General features: G+C 66.1%; 13 protein-coding genes. 9 read left to right on the top strand and 4 right to left on the bottom strand.

What is annotated here, in order from left to right; translation table 11 throughout:
* Nucleotides 1-326: 326 nt before the first annotated feature.
* Together D9V32_RS11920 and D9V32_RS11915 are read right to left on the bottom strand one after the other, a co-directional pair.
* Nucleotides 327-1,763 carry a reverse transcriptase family protein gene (locus tag D9V32_RS11920; protein WP_147440467.1) on the bottom strand — a complete coding sequence of 479 codons (1,437 nt, stop codon included), beginning with the start codon at nt 1,761-1,763 and terminating at the stop codon, nt 327-329.
* Nucleotides 1,764-2,103: 340 nt separating this feature from the next.
* On the bottom strand, nt 2,104-2,361 hold the full coding sequence (locus D9V32_RS11915; RefSeq protein WP_121649138.1) for a glutaredoxin domain-containing protein: 258 nt from the start codon (nt 2,359-2,361) through the stop codon (nt 2,104-2,106).
* Between the two features lie 183 nt (nt 2,362-2,544).
* On the opposite strand from D9V32_RS11915, the gene D9V32_RS11910 reads away from it, so the two are divergent.
* Nucleotides 2,545-3,573 (top strand): 6-phosphofructokinase, encoded by a 1,029-nt coding sequence (locus tag D9V32_RS11910; protein ID WP_121649137.1) that lies wholly within the window; start codon nt 2,545-2,547, stop codon nt 3,571-3,573.
* A gap of 82 nt (nt 3,574-3,655) precedes the next feature.
* Here D9V32_RS11910 and D9V32_RS11905 read toward each other — a convergent pair whose 3' ends face one another.
* Nucleotides 3,656-5,851 (bottom strand): S9 family peptidase, encoded by a 2,196-nt coding sequence (locus D9V32_RS11905; RefSeq protein ID WP_121649136.1) that lies wholly within the window; start codon nt 5,849-5,851, stop codon nt 3,656-3,658.
* Between the two features lie 136 nt (nt 5,852-5,987).
* On the opposite strand from D9V32_RS11905, the gene D9V32_RS11900 reads away from it, so the two are divergent.
* The 4 genes from D9V32_RS11900 (at nt 5,988) to D9V32_RS11885 (ending at nt 10,891) form a co-directional block, all read left to right on the top strand.
* The gene (locus D9V32_RS11900) at nt 5,988-6,827 is read left to right on the top strand and encodes an aldo/keto reductase (RefSeq protein WP_121649135.1); all 840 of its coding nucleotides are present in this window, start codon (nt 5,988-5,990) and stop codon (nt 6,825-6,827) included.
* Between the two features lie 89 nt (nt 6,828-6,916).
* On the top strand, nt 6,917-8,872 hold the full coding sequence (locus D9V32_RS11895; protein WP_121649134.1) for a DUF2207 domain-containing protein: 1,956 nt from the start codon (nt 6,917-6,919) through the stop codon (nt 8,870-8,872).
* A gap of 319 nt (nt 8,873-9,191) precedes the next feature.
* On the top strand, nt 9,192-10,559 hold the full coding sequence (locus D9V32_RS11890; protein ID WP_121649133.1) for an inorganic phosphate transporter: 1,368 nt from the start codon (nt 9,192-9,194) through the stop codon (nt 10,557-10,559).
* The gene (locus D9V32_RS11885; protein WP_121649132.1) at nt 10,556-10,891 is read left to right on the top strand and encodes a peptidase; all 336 of its coding nucleotides are present in this window, start codon (nt 10,556-10,558) and stop codon (nt 10,889-10,891) included. The genes D9V32_RS11890 and D9V32_RS11885 overlap by 4 nt, the downstream gene beginning before the upstream one ends.
* Before the next feature lie 191 nt (nt 10,892-11,082).
* On the opposite strand, the gene D9V32_RS11880 is transcribed toward D9V32_RS11885, so the two are convergent.
* The gene (locus D9V32_RS11880; protein ID WP_121649131.1) at nt 11,083-12,417 is read right to left on the bottom strand and encodes a uracil-xanthine permease family protein; all 1,335 of its coding nucleotides are present in this window, start codon (nt 12,415-12,417) and stop codon (nt 11,083-11,085) included.
* A gap of 125 nt (nt 12,418-12,542) precedes the next feature.
* Here D9V32_RS11880 and D9V32_RS11875 point away from each other — a divergent pair, with 125 nt between their 5' ends.
* The 4 genes from D9V32_RS11875 (at nt 12,543) to D9V32_RS11860 (ending at nt 16,574) form a co-directional block, all read left to right on the top strand.
* Nucleotides 12,543-13,961 carry an NCS2 family permease gene (locus tag D9V32_RS11875; RefSeq protein ID WP_245982295.1) on the top strand — a complete coding sequence of 473 codons (1,419 nt, stop codon included), beginning with the start codon at nt 12,543-12,545 and terminating at the stop codon, nt 13,959-13,961.
* Between the two features lie 213 nt (nt 13,962-14,174).
* A complete protein-coding gene (locus tag D9V32_RS11870; protein ID WP_121649129.1) occupies nt 14,175-15,617 on the top strand; it encodes an aspartate ammonia-lyase in 1,443 nt (480 codons plus the stop codon).
* A gap of 61 nt (nt 15,618-15,678) precedes the next feature.
* Nucleotides 15,679-16,047: an FKBP-type peptidyl-prolyl cis-trans isomerase gene (locus D9V32_RS11865; RefSeq protein WP_121649128.1), complete on the top strand. Its 369-nt coding sequence runs from the start codon at nt 15,679-15,681 to the stop codon at nt 16,045-16,047.
* Nucleotides 16,048-16,052: 5 nt separating this feature from the next.
* Nucleotides 16,053-16,574, top strand: coding sequence for an adenine phosphoribosyltransferase (locus D9V32_RS11860; protein ID WP_121649127.1), 522 nt, complete (start codon nt 16,053-16,055; stop codon nt 16,572-16,574).
* Nucleotides 16,575-16,585 lie beyond the last annotated feature (11 nt).

The following is a 16,585-nucleotide window of genomic DNA, read 5'->3' as shown; positions in this document are numbered from 1 at the left end:
CCTCCGCTCGAGAGTTTCACTCGGTGGAGCACGGGTCAGTCCCGCGAGAAACAACCACCTCGTTATCACGTTCACCGAGGGCACACAGATCCCGTTCGGACGGTCACGACCACGGCACACCGGCCGAGGGGCGGGGCCTCGGTGGTCTCAACCTAGCCAGCATCGAGTCTCAAGAACCGGGAACCGAACCAAATGCACGCGGGGCTGTCGCATCAGCTTTGAGCGGCAGAGCCGGGCATGGATGTTACATAACGAGTGGTCCCGGACCGACCTCGCACCGGACATAACGAGGGTCTGCTGAGTACGGGCTCTACAGCGGTGCGGCCTCAGCGCAAAGGCGCCGAACCCGGCTCCTCCCACTCGATGGCCTCCCACAGGCGGCGGAGTGCGGGCTCACGCTTCGGAGTGAGCGAAACCACCCAGTCGATGCGGCCACGCAGGTGCTCCCGAAAGTACGGAAGATTCTCGCGGTTTTGGGCGGCGGGGCCGGTGCGGGCGCAGTTATGCAGGGGCGCGCGCAGCGCATCGTAGGATCGCCGGTCAACCGCCGGGTGCGCGTTCACCACGATGCCGGTCACGCGCTGGCTCGTGCCGCGCGGGCGCACGCGGGTCTTGCGCTCATTGACCCGCTGGCCGCAGTCGGCGACGATGCCGGATACGCCACGAATGAAGGCATCCGACCGTGCGGCGAGACGCTGATCGCCGCTAAAGGTGAGGTCATCGGCATAGCGGGTGTAGCGCGCACCCACGGCGGCGGCCCAGCCGAGTAGGCGGTCATCGAGTCGGCGCATCGCGAGGTTCGCGAGCATCGGCGACGTGGGGGCACCCTGGGGGAGATGGGGGAGCCGCAACGCCTGCGCAAGGGCGAAACGTTCCTCAGGGTTACCGCCCGGTGGCATCGCCCGGATCACCGCCTCGGGCACCGCGTGCGTGGCCAGTGCGGCAAGAACGGGAGCGACGGCCTCACCCCAGCCGGCTCGGCGAAGCGCCGCGGTGATCTCGGATCGGCCCACCCGGGCAAAGAACGTGGTGAGATCCATGCCGATCACGACGTGGGATCCCGCATGAACCGCCGCCCCGGTGCGTGCCGACCGCCCCGGTACAAACCCGTGCGCCGCCGGATGAATCGGCAGGGCCGTCAACACCTCATGGACGAGCTGCCGCTGCAGTCGCATCAGTCGTTGCCCCGGAACCTCCAGGAGGCGCGGCACCCGGCCTGGGCGCGCTCGCCACTCGTAGCGATAGTGCTGGAGACGGGCGCTACCAGCTCGGCGATTCCAGCCGCGCTGATCGGCAAACCACGCGAGCTCCCCGATATCCAGCCCGAGTAGCCCCGCGAGTTCGGCCGGCGTAGCCGGCAGCGGTGAGGCCGCGCCCACTGGCTCGTACACGGCGTGCCGAACCAGGACGAGGTGCTGCCCCCGTGCCGTGGCCGCCGCACACGCGTCGCCCAGCACGGCAGACGCCTCGATCCAGGCTGCGAGCTCGCGCGGTCGATCAAACGGTGCCCGCGGATACGCGTCGAGCACCGCACGCACCAGCGGCGAAAGCCAGCGCCGACGTGCCCCCAGGACGGAGGCACCCGCCGCGATGAGTACCGGGCGATTCCAGCCGTGCTCACGCGCCGCCGCGCCATGACCGAGTACCTCACCACCAGAGCCGGGATCCAGCGGCACCCGCGCCGCATCCAGAAACGCGGAGGCCAGCGAATCGGCCACCGCCCGGATCGAGGGAGCGGGCGTGTGCCCGGGGTTCGGGGTCACCGGTCGCAGACCCCGTCTGGAGAGGCCGCGGCGATGTCACGGGTGCGTGATCGACCGGTCGATGCGGCCGTGTGCGGTGCGACGCGAAGCGTCGGGAGGCACTCGGGGCGCGTGGTCCTGCTCGGTCTGCGGCCCCCGGGGTTACCCCGGAGCGGAAGGGAATCACGCATGTTTCGCCCTCCGTTCTCGACCACGTCACCCGTGTCGCCGCCACGGTGTGTACAGGCTAACCCCTGCGCGGAACCCGGACAAGGGGGCCAACCAGACGAGACTTGGGCATCAACAAGACGAGGGGTACCCGCGCACACGCGGGTACCCCTCGGACAAGCAGGAGAGAAGGCTACGCGCCGATGCGCTGCTTAACCTCGATCAGGGAGGGGTTGGTGGCGGCGGTGCCGTCCGGGAAGATCAGGGTCGGGACGGTCTGGTTGCCACCATTGAGCTCGGCGACGAGCTCGGCGGTACCGGGAACCTCCTCGATGTTGATCTCCTGGTAGCCGATTCCGGCGGCGGTGAGCTGGGTCTTGAGACGCTGGCAATATCCGCACCAGGACGTAGAAAACATGGTGACCTGGCCGGCTTCGGGTGTGTAATCCATGCCCCGATTCTAACCCCGGATACGACATGCACAGATTCCCAATCCACCCGGGCGCTCGATCCCGATCCCGCCAACCGGATACGCTCAAGGGTGTGGGCGACAAGGCGTCGGCCACTGCGACTCCCCGCGGGCCAGCACCCGCGGTACACGGGTCGAAATATTGCGCGCAAGGGAAGTGATTCGATGAGAATTGGTGTACTCACCAGCGGTGGCGATTGCCCCGGACTCAACGCAGTGATCCGCGGGGCTGTCCTCAAGGGTACCGCCGTGCACGGCCAGGAGTTCCTGGGTATTCGTGACGGCTGGCGTGGCCTGGTAGAGGGCGATGTTCACCCGCTCACCCGCCACGACGTACGCGGACTTTCCAAGCAGGGTGGTACCGTTCTCGGCACCAGCCGCACCAACCCGTTTGACGGCCCCCATGGTGGCCCCGAAAACATTCGCGCCACGATGGACCGCCTCGGTATGGACGCCGTCATCGCGATCGGTGGCGAGGGCACCCTGGCCGCGGCCAAGCGCCTCACCGACGCCGGGCTGAACATCGTGGGCGTGCCGAAGACCATCGACAACGACCTCGACGCCACCGACTACTCCTTCGGATTCGACACCGCGGTAGAGATCGCCACCGAGGCGATCGATCGCCTGCGCACCACCGGTGACTCCCACCGCCGCTGCATGGTGGTTGAGGTCATGGGCCGCCACGTGGGCTGGATCGCCCTGCACTCCGGTATGGCCGCGGGTGCACACGCCATCCTGATGCCCGAGCAGCCGCAGTCGATCGATCAGATCGTGAAGTGGGTCGAGTCCGCCAACAACCGCGGCCGCGCCCCCATCGTCGTGGTCTCCGAGGGCTTCACCCTCGACACCATGGAAACCGCGCACTCGGAGAAGGGCCTCGACGCCTTCAACCGCCCGCGCCTCGGTGGTATTGCCGACGTGCTCGCCCCGATCATCGAGGAGCGCACCGGCATCGAGACCCGCGCCACCGTGCTCGGCCACATCCAGCGTGGTGGCGTTCCCAGCGCCTATGACCGCGTCCTCGCGACCCGCCTCGGCATGGCCGCGATCGACTCGGCCGTGGCCGAACAGTGGGGCACCATGATCGCCCTGCGCGGCACCGAGCTCGTGCACGTCCCCTTCCAGGAAGCCCTCGGCGGCCTGAAGACCGTGCCGCAGGACCGCTACGACGAGGCCGCAATCCTCTTCGGCTAGGCAGTCTTCCAAACGGAAAAACGGGCCCGGATGCACTCAGTGCATCCGGGCCCGTTTCATTGACGCAGCGGCGGCCAAACGGCTAGTGCGCGGCTCCGTCGACGTCTACGTCGGTGCCGGCCCCGTCTTCGGCCAGACCGAGGACATCGAGGATCCAGGCGAGCTCAAACGCCCGCTCGCGCCACGAGTTGTAGCGGCCGGTGACGCCGCCGTGCCCGGCGACCATCTCGGTCTTCAGCAGCACGGGAGCCTCGACCTCGCGCAGGCGCGCTACCCACTTCGCGGGCTCCACGTAGAGCACCCGGGTGTCGTTGAGACTCGTCACGGCGAGGATCCGCGGGTAGGTGACATCGGTGCGGACGTTCTCGTAGGGCGAGTACTCCTTCATGTACCGGTACACCTCGGCATCGTGCAGCGGGTTGCCCCACTCGTCCCACTCGATCACGGTGAGCGGGAGGTCCGGGTCGAGGATTGAGGTCAGCGGGTCGACAAACGGCACGCTCGCGAGGATCCCGGCGAAAAGCTCGGGCGCAAGGTTCGCGACCGCACCCATCAGCAGGCCACCCGCGCTGCCACCCTCGGCGACCAGCTGAGCCGGCGTCGTGTAACCGTGCGAGACCAGGTGACGGGCACTGGCCACGAAGTCCGAGAAGGTGTTCTTCTTGGTGAGGGTCTTGCCGTTTTCGTACCAGGCGCGGCCGAGCTCACCGCCGCCACGCACGTGTGCGATCGCGAAGGTCACACCGCGATCGAGAAGCGAGAGTCGGGCGACCGAGAACGTGGGATCGATGCTCGCCTCATACGAGCCATAGCCGTAGAGCTCAAGCGGGCCCGGGGTGCGCTGGCCGGCGGCCTCGTTGGTGCCACGCTTCCACACCAGCGAGATCGGGATGCGGGTGCCATCTGCCGCCACGGCCCACTCGCGTGCCTGCTCATAGTGAGCCGGATCGTAGCCACCCAGCACCGGCTGGCGCTTGAGCACACGAATCTCCCCGGTGGCGACGTCGAGCTCGGACACCGTGGAGGGCGTGACCAGCGAACCGTATCCCAGGCGCAGCGTGGGCTGATCCCACTCCGGGTTGGCCCCGGTGTGCACGGTGTACAGCGGCTCGTCAAACTCGATCTCCCGTGGTGCGATGTCGGTGAGCGAGGTGGTGTCGGCCAGGGATGCCACGGAGACCCGGGCCAGCCCCTCGCGGCGGTACTCCACCGCGAGGAAGGAAGCGAAGACGTCCACGGACTCCAGCCGGACATCCGGGCGGTGTGGCAGGACCACGGTGGCGTGCTCGGGACCGGAGCCGGCCGGGGTTCCGAGATCCGCGAGGGGGAACCCCACGAGCTCGAAGTTCTCGGCCCCGGAGTTGTGGGTGATCAGCAGGTGATCGGCACCACCCAGCACCGCGTGCTCGACATCGTATTCGACGCCGTCTCGTCGCGGCCAGATGAGCTCGGGGGCGGAACCCGCCGCCTCATCGCGCACCAGATGCCACTCCGAGGTGACCGAGGACCCCACACCGATCAGCAGGAACTTGCCGCTCTGCGTGAGGAATGCCCCGACCCAGAACCGCTCGTCCCCCTCGTGGAAGATCTTCTCATCGGGGATGTTCGCGCCGATGGTGTGACGCCAGAGGGTGTCCGGGCGCCAGGCGTCATCGACGGTGGTGTAGTAGGCGCGGGCGCCGTCGCGGGAGAGGAAGGCTCCGCCGAAGGTGTTCTCGACGGCATCGGGGAGCTCACGAATCTCGCCGGGGACGCTCAGATCACGGAAGCGCAGCGTGTAGCGCTCATCGCCGCTGAGGTCCACCGAGTAGAGCAGGGTGTTGCCGTCGGTCGAGACGTCGAAGGACCCGAGGGAGAAGAACTCGTTGCCCTCGGCCAGGATGTTGCCATCCAGCAGAACCTGCTCGCCCGGCACGGGCTGCTCGGGATCGAGGGTGGGCGGTGTCCAGTCGTCCGGCCCGGCGAGCGGGGCCCGGCAGTGCAGCGCATACTGGCTGCCCTCGACGCTGCGGGAGTAGTACCACCACGCGCCCTGACGGGTCGGGACCGACAGATCGGTCTCGAGCGTGCGGTCCTTAATCTCGTTGTAGATGCGTTCGCGCAGCGGCGCGAGGTGGGCGGTGTGCGCCTCGGTGAAGGCGTTCTCGGCCTCGAGGTGTGCGAGCACCTCGGGGTCCTCCTTTGCGCGGAGCCACTCGTAGTTGTCGATCACGGTATCGCCGTGGTGGGTGCGTTCGGTGGGGCGCTGCTCGGCCCGGGGTGCGGATGCTGAAGCCATGCCCCTACGCTATCGCGGTGGGTCCGATATTGGCTCGGGATCTGCTCGGTACCGGGGAGTTTCGCTCACCGCGGAACACGCGGGGATGGCAAGAAGACGCTTGGCACGGGACGAGTATGGCGAGTAGGTTCGAGGCATGACCTCGCTACCCGTTATCCCCCTGAACGACGGACACCGTGTCCCCGCACTCGGCTTCGGCACCTACCCGCTGACCGGCCCCGAGGGCGTCACCGCCATCGCCTCGGCCCTCGGCGTGGGCTACCGCATGCTGGACACCGCGGTGAACTACAAGAACGAGACCGAGGTGGGGGAGGCACTGCGTGTTTCGGGTGTCGCCCGACGCGACATCACGCTCACCAGTAAGCTCCCGGGCCGCGACCACGGGTACGACGAGACCCTGCGCTCGTTCGAGGGCACGATCGAGCGCCTCGGCGTCGAGAAGCTGGATCTCTACCTGATTCACTGGCCCAACCCGAGCGTCAACCGCTTCGTCGACACCTGGAAGGCCATGATCCGGCTGCGCGAGGAGGGCCGGGTCGCCTCGATCGGTGTGTCCAACTTCACCGAGGACTTCCTCACCCGCCTCGCCGCTGAAACCGGCGTTCTGCCGGCGGTCAACCAGGTTGAGCTGCACCCGTACTTCCCGCAGGAGGCGCTGCTCGAGTTCCATCGCGAGCACGGCATCGCAACCGAGGCGTGGAGCCCGCTGGGCAAGCGCGCGAAGCCGCACGAGGAGGCCGTGATCGGTGAAATCGCCGAGCGGCACGGGGTGACCCCGGCCCAGGCTGTGCTGCGCTGGCACATCGAGCGTGGTGTGATTCCGATCCCGAAGTCGGCAACGCCGGCTCGACAGGCCCAGAACCTCGATATTTTCGGGTTCGAGCTCGACGAGGCGGACATTGCGGCCATCACGGCGCTCGGTCGCCCCGACGGACGCCTCTTCGACGGAGACCCCAACACCCACGAGGAAATGTAGCCGGACCAGGGGTCGCGATTGCGACACCGGTTCCTCCGGTTACCCGGGGTGGGATACCGGGGGTGACGGGCAGCCCCTAGGGTGGAGACATGATTTTCACGAGTGAGCGTGCCACCCCCGGAGCCCGAACCGAGCGCCCAATTTCGCGGGCACTCTCCCGCTGGGGCGTCGCGCTCGGGATCGTGGTTGGGCTCGGGACGGCCCTCGGGATGGCCGCTCCGGCGATGGCGGCCCCCGCGGCACCCGTGTCCGTTTCCGCGGCACCGGCGGACGTCGCTCCCGCCCCCGTTGCCGCGCTCGACGCCGCGGGGAATGTGGAAAACTTCACCTTCGACGTCTTCGACGGCACCTACGCGCTCTCCCGGGACACCACGCAGCACTCCGTACTGGTTGCCACCGAAAAGTTTGTGGCCAGGTTCCCCGAATACGATCAGAACCGCGGCATCGTGCGTGCGCTTCCGCGCTCCTACAACGGGGTGGATATGCGCACCTCGGTGGAATCGGTCACCGATGATGAGGGGCGTCCGGTGCCCTACGAGACCGAGCGGGATGACGATAACCTCCTGGTCCTGGTGGGGGATGACACCTTCCTGCACGGCATCAATACCTTTGTGATCCGCTACTCTCAGCACGATGTCACCCGCTACTTCGAGGACACCGGGGTGGATGAGCTGTACCGCGACTCGATCGGCACCCAGCTGCGTCAGCCCGTCGCCAAGGCGACCATGAGCGTCACCGTTGATGCGGCCCTGGTGCCCGCACTCACCGGCGATCAGGCCTGCTACGTGGGGCGAGAGGGCTCCACCGATCGCTGCGAGTACACCATGCGGGACGAAGGCGGCACGCGCATCTATACCTCCGATGTGCGGACGCTCCAGCCCGGTGAGAACATCACGATGGCGGTCGCGTTCACCCGCGGTACGTTTGAGACTCCGGTGCCGCTCGGGCAGAAGCCCGCGTTTAGCTGGGGCCCCGGACTCATCGGTGGCGGCCTGGCGGTTTCGGCCCTCCTGGCCGTGCTGTCCCGGCGTCGGCGCAACCCGCGGGAGCACGGCGACGGAATCGTTGTCGCGCAGTATGCGCCTCAGCCGGGGATCGATCTCGGCGTCGCGGCCGATCTGATGGATCGCACCAGCCTGCCCCAGGCCGCCATGATCGATCTCGCGGTGCGCGGCCGGGTGCGCATCCGGGAAAAGGAACCGAAGGGGCTCTTTTCGAAGACGCCCACCTTTAGCATCGAGTACCGCGAGCCCGAGACCGGGGAGAGCAGCACCGCGAAGGTACAGCGGGCGCTGTTTGGAAAGAAGCCGTTTGTGGGGGAGGAGCGCGCGCTCGATAAGCCCAGCAAGAAGCTCACGAAGGCCATGGAGAAGCTCAAGACGGACACCCGCGAGGAGAGCGTTCGACTCGGCCTGCGCCGCCCCGCCCACCTGCCGCACGCGGGCTGGTGGGTGTTCCTTGGCCTCGTCGCTCTCATCGTCGTGGTCGGGATGACGCTCACCGCCGCCTCCGAGGGGGGAGCATCCGGATTCGCCATCGCCGGGGCCGTGGCGGCGGGAATCGGGTTTGTCACAATCCTCGTTGCGGCGATCCCGACGGCACCGCTTACGTCCGAGGGACGTCGTGCGCTTGAACACCTCGAGGGCCTGAAGCTCTACCTCCAGGTAGCGGAGGAGGATCGGCTGCGCATCCTGCAGTCCCCGACGGGGGCCGAGCGCGAAACCATCATTGCCGCTGCCTCCGAACCGCAGCGGATCGTCCGTCTCTATGAGGCCCTGCTGCCCTACGCCGTGCTCTGGGGCGTCGAAAAAGCCTGGGCCGAGACGCTCGCGGTGCGCTACGCGGCGGACTCCTCGGTGCCGTACTGGTATGTGGGAACCAATGGTTTTAACCCGGCGGGCCTGGGTCTCGGCATCGCCGGGTTTAACTCCTCGGTCTCCACGGCTTCCTCCTGGAGTAGCTCGGGCAGCTCGAGTTCGGGCGGCTCGGGCGGCGGTGGTTTCTCCGGCGGCGGATCCGGTGGTGGCGGGGTCGGCGGACGCTAGGAATTGGCTCCGCGCGGAGGAAATCATCTCACCCCGCCGGTCTGGGGTGAGCGTGGTGGCGCACGGCGGAAATAAATCCCGCGATTCTGAGATCATGACATTCGGATTTTTTCGCGCCTCACCGGGGTAAACGCACCGGCGTGTCGCGGCAATTGAGGGCACGAGCCCTCGGCGCGTCGAATGTCGAGTTGACGCACGCGGATACCGATGGAAGTATCTTCATGACAACCCCGTTTGCAACCCCGTGTGCAAGAAATCGTCGTAAATTCTTTCCGACGTTTTCCTGAACAGTGGGGGTCCGACTCAGAGAAAAATCCCGGTGGACGCAACCTTTATCGTTATTCTCGTAATAGCGCTCGCACTCTTTTTTGACTTTACAAACGGTTTTCACGACACCGCAAACGCGATGGCCACACCCATCGCTACCGGTGCCATGAAGCCGAAAGTCGCGGTGACACTCGCGGCCATCCTGAACCTGGTTGGAGCCTTCCTCTCAACCGAGGTTTCAAAGACCATTTCCCACGGCATCATCCGCGAGGGCGGAGACGGCGGGGTTTCCATTACCCCCGAGCTGATCTTTGCGGGTCTGCTCGGTGCGATCATCTGGAACATGCTGACGTGGCTGCTGGGTCTTCCCTCCAGCTCCTCGCACGCGCTGTTCGGTGGCCTGATCGGTGCCGCAATCGTGGGTATCGGATTCACCGCCATCGACAGCGGCCAGCTGCTGTCAAAGGTGATTCTCCCGGCGGTCCTTGCCCCGCTCACAGCGGGACTGATCGCGTTCCTCGCGACCCGGATCGTCTACGCGATCACGCGTCGATACGACGGTAAGCCCGATGGGCGCCCCGGATTCCGCTACGGACAGATCTTCACCTCCTCGCTGGTTGCGCTCGCGCACGGTACCAACGACGCCCAGAAGACGATGGGTGTCATTACCCTGACCCTGGTCGCCGTGGGGGCTCAGTCCGCCGACCACACCGAGCCCCAGTTCTGGGTGATCCTGGTGTGTGCGCTGGCGATCGCCCTGGGTACCTACGTGGGTGGCTGGCGCATTATCGCCACGCTCGGCACCGGACTGACCGAGGTCAAGCCCGCACAGGGCTTCGCCGCCGAGACCTCCACGGCCGCGACCATCCTCGCCTCGAGCCACCTCGGCTTCGCCCTGTCGACCACCCAGGTGGCCTCGGGCTCGGTCATCGGATCGGGTCTTGGACGTCGTGGTTCGAAGGTCAAGTGGGGCACCGCCGGACGCATCGCGCTCGGCTGGCTGATGACCCTGCCGGCCGCCGGTATCGTGGGCGGCCTCGCCGCCTGGGTGGCACACAACTTCGGTACCGTGGGCCTGATCATCGACGCGATCGTCGGTTTCGGTGCCGTGCTGTTCATCTACCTCTGGTCGCGCCGCAGCAAGACCGACTTCGTTGAGGCCGCCGTGGCGGATGTTGCGGAGTCCGCGTTTGCGGTGGACATCCCCGAGGAGATCGAGCCCAAGCCGATCCCCGCCCGCATCGAGGCTCGCCTCGAGGCTCAGGCCGAGGCAAAGGCGGAAGCCAAGGCAGAAGCCAAGGCCGAGGCCAAGGCAGAGGCGAAGGCAGAGGCGAAGGCTGAGGCCCGCGCGGAAGCCCAGGCACAGGTCGCCGCCGATGCCGATGCCCAGACCGATTCGACCGAGGGAGACAAGCGATGACCGTCGACTGGATCGCCTTCCTGACGGTGTTTATCGCCGCACTGACCGGCACCGTTGTCGTGGTGACCCTGTACGCCGTCGGCGTGCGCCTGCTGGTGACGGCCGGTCGCGTGCCGGTCGCGCTGCCGGCGGAGTTCACCGATGCGATCACCGTGCTGTCGAAGTCGGAGATCAAGCAGGCCGCCAAGCGTGCCGCCAAGGCCGCAAAGAAGAACCCGCTCACCCAGGGGCAGAAGAACCTGGCCCGCGCCGGTGCCTATGCCTGCTTCGGCCTGTGTGCCGTGGCCGTGCTCGCGGGCATCTACCTGATCGTGCCCTTCTTCCACGGCTAGCAGCCGCTCACACGCGCCTCGGGGTGCTCACCGCAGTTGGTGAGCACCCCGAGGCGTTTTGACGTGCGTGGTGAGCCCGCGAGGCTTTCGAGGTGCGCGGTGAGCCCGCGAGGCTTTCGAGGTGCGTGGTGACCGGGTACGCGAATGGGCCCGGCCCTCCGAGGAGAACCGGGCCCATTCGGGAAACCCGACTAGTGCGCGCTGGGCGTCTTCGTCGAGGTCGAGCCGGTGTCGAGCGACGCGTCGCCGCCATCGGTGCCGCGCCAGCGACCGATCACGTTCATCACGTGGTAGATCACGATGGCCGCGATGGCACCCAGGGCGATCGAGTTGAACGAGATGCCGTCGAAGGTGAAGACGAACTGTCCCACGGCCACGATCAGCGCGGTCGCGGCGGTGAACTGGTTCTTCGGCAGCGAGAAGTCCACCTTGTTATCGAGCCAGATCTTCACGCCGACGATACCGATGAGACCGTACAGTGCGGTGGTCACACCACCGAGAACGCCCTGCGGGATGGTGGTGATAATGGCACCGATCTTCGGCGACAGGCTCAGCAGGATCGCGACGATACCGGCGACCCAGTAGGCGGCGGTCGAGTAGATGCGGGTAGCGGCCATCACGCCGATGTTCTCACCGTAGGTGGTGGTGGCCGAACCGCCGCCGGAGCCAGCAACGATCGTGGCCACACCGTCGGCGATGAGTGCACGGCCGGTGAGCTTGTTGAGCTTCGGCTGGTCGACCATTTCGGCGACGCCGCGAATGTGACCGACGTTCTCGGCGATGAGCACGAGAACAACGGGGATGAAGGCGGGCAGGACCGCCCACAGACCGGCGTCAACGAACGGGTTGCCGGGCAGGTGCAGGTCGGGCAGACCGATCCAGGCGGCATCGCCCACGGCCTTGAAGTTGATCTCACCGCGGATCGCGGCGAAGGCGTAGCCCACGAGCACACCGATGAAGATCGAGAGGCGGCCGAGGATGCCGCGGAACAGCACGGTGGAGAGGACGACGGCGAGCAGGGTCACCAGTGCGGTGATCGGGCCCTCCTTTGCGTTAATCCAGGCTGCCGGGCCGAGGGCGAAACCGATCAGCGCGACGATGGTTCCCGCGACGACGGGCGGCATGAGCTTGTTGATCCAGCCCACGCCGGTCCAGTTGACCAGTACACCGATGAGCGCCAGCGTGATGCCCACCACGATGATGCCGAAGAGTGCGCTCTCCTGGCCGTGGCTGGCCACGGCGGCCTGAACCGGGGCGATGAAGGCAAACGAGGATCCGAGGTAGCTGGGCAGCTTGTTCTTCGTGATGATGAGGAACAGGATGGTGCCGATACCGGAGAACAGGATCGTGGTGCTGGGCGGGAAGCCGGTCAGAACCGGCACCAGGAACGTGGCACCAAACATTGCAATAACGTGCTGGGCGCCGATCCCGATGGTGCGGGGCCAGGTCAGTCGCTCGCCGGGAGCAACGATTTTGCCGGGTTTTACGGTTTTTCCGTCACCGTGCAGGGTCCAAGGGAGGGCCATATATTCACTTTCAAGGAGGGGCGGGTTATGCGTGTCGTCAAGAAGCCTGGCAACACTCTATGCTATTTCACAGACAACCTTTTTGAGAGGAGCGCCCGCCAGTGGCCTCAGATAACGCATCCAGCGTGAAGAGTAAGATCGACCGGTTCTTTGAGATCACCAAGCGGGGATCCTCCTTCGGTGCCGAAATTCGCGGTGGCCTCGTGACCTTCGTCACGATGGCGTACATCGTGGTTCTGAACCCGATCATCCTTGCCGGTCACCCCGACATCAGTGGCAACGCCCTTGATTTCGCTCAGGTCAGTGCCGTTACCGCGCTGACCGCCGGTGTGATGACGATCCTGTTCGGTATCGTCGCCCGCCTGCCCTTCGGTTTCGCCGCGGGCCTCGGCATCAACTCGTTCCTGGCCGTGAGCGTCGTGGGCCAGGTCACCTGGGCCGAGGCCATGGGTCTCGTGGTCATCAACGGTGTGATCATCGTGCTGCTGGCCGTCACCGGCCTGCGCCGCATGATCTTTGACGCCGTTCCGGTGCAGCTCAAGGTCGCCATCTCGGTGGGTATCGGTCTGTTCATCGCCTTCATCGGTTTCGTGAACGCCGGCTTCGTCACCGCGACCGGCGTGAACTCGCCGCCGGTTGGTCTGGGCCACGACGGCTCGATCAACACGGTTCCCACCGTCATGTTCGTGATCGCCCTGCTGCTGACCGGTGTCCTGGTGGCCCGCAAGGTTCGTGGCGCGCTGCTCATCGGTCTGGTTGTCAGCACCGTCCTCGCGATCATCGCCGAGGCCATCTTCAAGCTCGGCCCGTCGTTTGTTGATGGCAAGCCGAACCCCGGCGGCTGGGGCCTGACCGTTCCGGAGTTCACCGGTAGCCTCGTCTCGCTGCCCGACTTCGGCCTGATCGGTGCCTTCAACTTCGGTGGCTTCGAGCGCCTCGGCATCCTGGCCGGCATCATGGTTGTGTTCACCCTGGTGTTCTCGAACTTCTTCGACGCCATGGGCACCATGACCGGTCTGTCCAAAGAGGCCGGACTGGCCGATGAGAAGGGCAACTTCCCGCGCCTGAAGTCGGCGCTGGTTGTCGAGGGTGTCGGAGCGATCGCCGGTGGTGTGACCTCCGGTTCCTCCAACACCGTGTTCGTGGAGTCCGGCGCCGGTATCGGCGAGGGTGCCCGCACGGGTCTCGCCAACGTCGTGACCGGTCTGCTGTTCCTGCTGGCCGTGTTCTTCACCCCGCTGACCCAGCTCGTTCCGTCCGAGGTGGCCTCGGCCATGCTGGTGGTCGTAGGTGCCATGATGATCAGCCAGATCAAGGAGATCGACTGGACCTCCTACACCGTCGCTCTGCCGGTGTTCCTGACCATCACCGTGATGCCGATGACCTACTCGATCGCCAACGGTATCGGCGTGGGCTTCGTTTCCTGGGTTGTCCTGCACGCCCTGGGTGGCAAGATCCGCACGATCAGTCCGCTGCTGTGGATTGTGGCGGCCGGCTTCGTGATCTTCTTCGCGCGTGGTCCGATCGAGGCTCTGATCGGCTAGTTTCGCCAAACACACACGGCGAGGACACATTTGTGTCCTCGCCGTGTGTCTTTAACGGGGTGTTGTCTGGGCGTTCAGGTGCTTTCGGGTGCCGCCCGGGCGAGCCGGTGTGGGCGCGGGCTAGGCTTGTTCCATCACCCTCTCCCACACCGGAGGGCAACGACGCCACAGTGACTATCGCGCGGTATCCCGCAGATATGGAGCAAGGAAAACATGACCACCCTCAACGCCACCCGCACCGAGACCGATTCCCTCGGTTCGGTCGAGATTCCGGCCGACGCCTACTGGGGCGTCCACACCGCTCGGGCCCTGGAGAACTTCGCCATTACCAAGCGGCCGATCTCCATCTACCCGGACCTCGTGAACGGCCTCGCGGCGGTCAAGCAGGCCGCAGCCCGCGCCAACATGGAGCTCGGAACGCTCTCGCAGGAAAAGGGCGACCTCATCGTCCGCGCCTGCCAGAAGGTACTCGATGGCGAGTACCACGACCAGTTCTGCGTGGGCGTGATCCAGGGCGGTGCCGGCACCTCAACCAACATGAACGCCAACGAGGTGATCACCAACATCGCGCTTGAGCTGGCCGGCCGGGAGAAGGGCGACTATGCCTACATCTCGCCCATCGACCACACCAACCGCAGCCAGTCCACGAACGACGTCTACCCGACCTCGATCAAGATTGCGCTCGCCTTCTCGCTGCAGACACTGCTGACCGAGCTCAAGGCGCTGCGCGGTTCCTTCACCGCGAAGGGGAGCGAGTTCAACCACGTGCTCAAGGTGGGACGCACCCAGCTGCAGGATGCCGTCCCGATGACACTGGGGCAGGAGTTCCACGGCTTTGCCACCACCCTGGGTGAAGACTACGATCGCCTCCGCGAAACCCTGCCGCTGCTGGCTGAGATCAACCTCGGGGCCACCGCCATCGGCACCGGCATCACCGCCGACCCGCGCTACGCCGGTGTGGTGGTGCGCCACCTCAACGAGATCACCAACCTGGGTCTGTCCACCGCTCCGGACCTCGTGGAATCCACCTCGGATGTGGGCGGGTTCATGTCGTTCTCGGGCACGCTCAAGCGCTCGGCCGTGAAGCTCTCGAAGATCTGCAACGATCTGCGCCTGCTCTCCTCGGGCCCGCAGGCGGGTCTCGGCGAGATCAACCTGCCCGCCCGCCAGGCAGGTTCCTCGATCATGCCGGGCAAGGTCAACCCGGTGATCCCCGAGGTCGTCAACCAGGTGGCGTTCTCCGTGGTGGGGGCCGATATGACGGTCACCATGGCGGTTGAGGGCGGCCAGCTGCAGCTCAACGCATTTGAGCCGGTCATTGCGCACTCGCTGCTGCAGTCGATCACCTGGATGGCCCAGGCCTGCAACACCCTGCGGGTCAACTGCATCGACGGTATCACCGCCAATGAGGAGCGCCTCGAGGTGATGGTGGGCACCTCGGTGGGTGTGGTCACCGCCCTGACCCCGTTCATCGGTTATGCCGCCGCCGCGGCCCTCGCCAAGACCGCCCTGCTGACCGGCCGCAACGTCGCCGATCTGGTGGTGGAGGCGGGCCTAATGACCCGCGAAGAGGTTACCAAGCAGATCGCCCCGGCCCGTCTCTCGGGCATGGAGGCCATCACGAGCGCGATCCCGATCATTTCGCCGACCGCTTAAGTTCATGTGCCGCGTCCGGTTCGGGTTTTGAAATCCGGGCCGGACGCGGTTTGATTAACCCATGACCAACAACACCAAGCCTGAAATCGACGCTCCCGTCGGTCCCGCGCCCACCGAACTGCAGATCGTTGACCTCGAGGTCGGCACCGGCGATGAGGCTCAGGCCTCCTCGACCGTTGACGTTCACTACCTCGGCGTCTCGTTCGACTCCGGCGAGGAGTTCGACTCCTCCTGGAACCGTGGACAGTCCATCAACTTCCCCCTGCGCAACCTCATCTCGGGTTGGCAGGAGGGTATCCCCGGTATGAAGGTTGGCGGCCGCCGCCAGCTCACCGTGCCGCCGCACCTGGCCTACGGCCCCGCCGGCTCGGGCCACCAGCTCTCGGGCCAGACCCTGATCTTCGTGATCGACCTGCTGGGTGTGAAGTAAGCACCTTGACCGCAGCCGATCTGGTGCTCGCGCACAGCGTCACCATTCCCGATTTTCCGAAACCGGGCATCCTGTTTCGTGACCTCACCCCGGTGTTCAGCAATGCGGACGCCTTCCACGCGGTAATCGACGAGTTTGCCCAGCACTTCGCCGGGCAGTTCGACGCGGTTGCCGGCGTGGAGGCCCGCGGTTTCCTGCTGTCCTCGGCGCTCGCCTACGCCACCCACACGCCGCTCATCGCGGTGCGGAAGGCCGGCAAGCTGCCCGGAGAGGTAATCCGCGAGGATTACCAGCTGGAGTACGGCACCGCCTCGCTTGAGCTGCGCCCGGGCCAGTTGCCCGCGGGCAGCCGGGTACTCATCCTCGATGACGTACTCGCGACCGGTGGATCCTGCAACGCCTCCGCGCGCCTGATTGAGCGCGCCGGATACACCGTTGCCGGGTTTGGTCTCGTCCTGGAGCTCGCCGGAATGACCGGTCGGGAGCGTCTGGCGGGCTACCCGCTACACGCGATCATGAGCGAATAGGGTTTCGACCC

The organism is Mycetocola tolaasinivorans (assembly GCF_003667565.1).
In the GTDB taxonomy this organism is placed as follows: domain Bacteria; phylum Actinomycetota; class Actinomycetes; order Actinomycetales; family Microbacteriaceae; genus Mycetocola; species Mycetocola tolaasinivorans.
This window is presented reverse-complemented; position numbering and strand designations above follow the sequence as displayed.

Bases quoted from the DNA above. Each gene is read 5' to 3' on its own strand.
- D9V32_RS11915 (WP_121649138.1), bottom strand. From the start codon at position 2,361: ATGGATTACACACCCGAAGCCGGCCAGGTCACCATGTTTTCTACGTCC.
- D9V32_RS11870 (WP_121649129.1), top strand. From the start codon at position 14,175: ATGACCACCCTCAACGCCACCCGCACCGAGACCGATTCCCTCGGTTCG.
- D9V32_RS11865 (WP_121649128.1), top strand. From the start codon at position 15,679: ATGACCAACAACACCAAGCCTGAAATCGACGCTCCCGTCGGTCCCGCG.
- D9V32_RS11905 (WP_121649136.1), bottom strand. From the start codon at position 5,851: ATGGCTTCAGCATCCGCACCCCGGGCCGAGCAGCGCCCCACCGAACGC.
- D9V32_RS11900 (WP_121649135.1), top strand. From the start codon at position 5,988: ATGACCTCGCTACCCGTTATCCCCCTGAACGACGGACACCGTGTCCCC.
- D9V32_RS11910 (WP_121649137.1), top strand. From the start codon at position 2,545: ATGAGAATTGGTGTACTCACCAGCGGTGGCGATTGCCCCGGACTCAAC.
- D9V32_RS11880 (WP_121649131.1), bottom strand. From the start codon at position 12,417: ATGGCCCTCCCTTGGACCCTGCACGGTGACGGAAAAACCGTAAAACCC.
- D9V32_RS11895 (WP_121649134.1), top strand. From the start codon at position 6,917: ATGATTTTCACGAGTGAGCGTGCCACCCCCGGAGCCCGAACCGAGCGC.
- D9V32_RS11885 (WP_121649132.1), top strand. From the start codon at position 10,556: ATGACCGTCGACTGGATCGCCTTCCTGACGGTGTTTATCGCCGCACTG.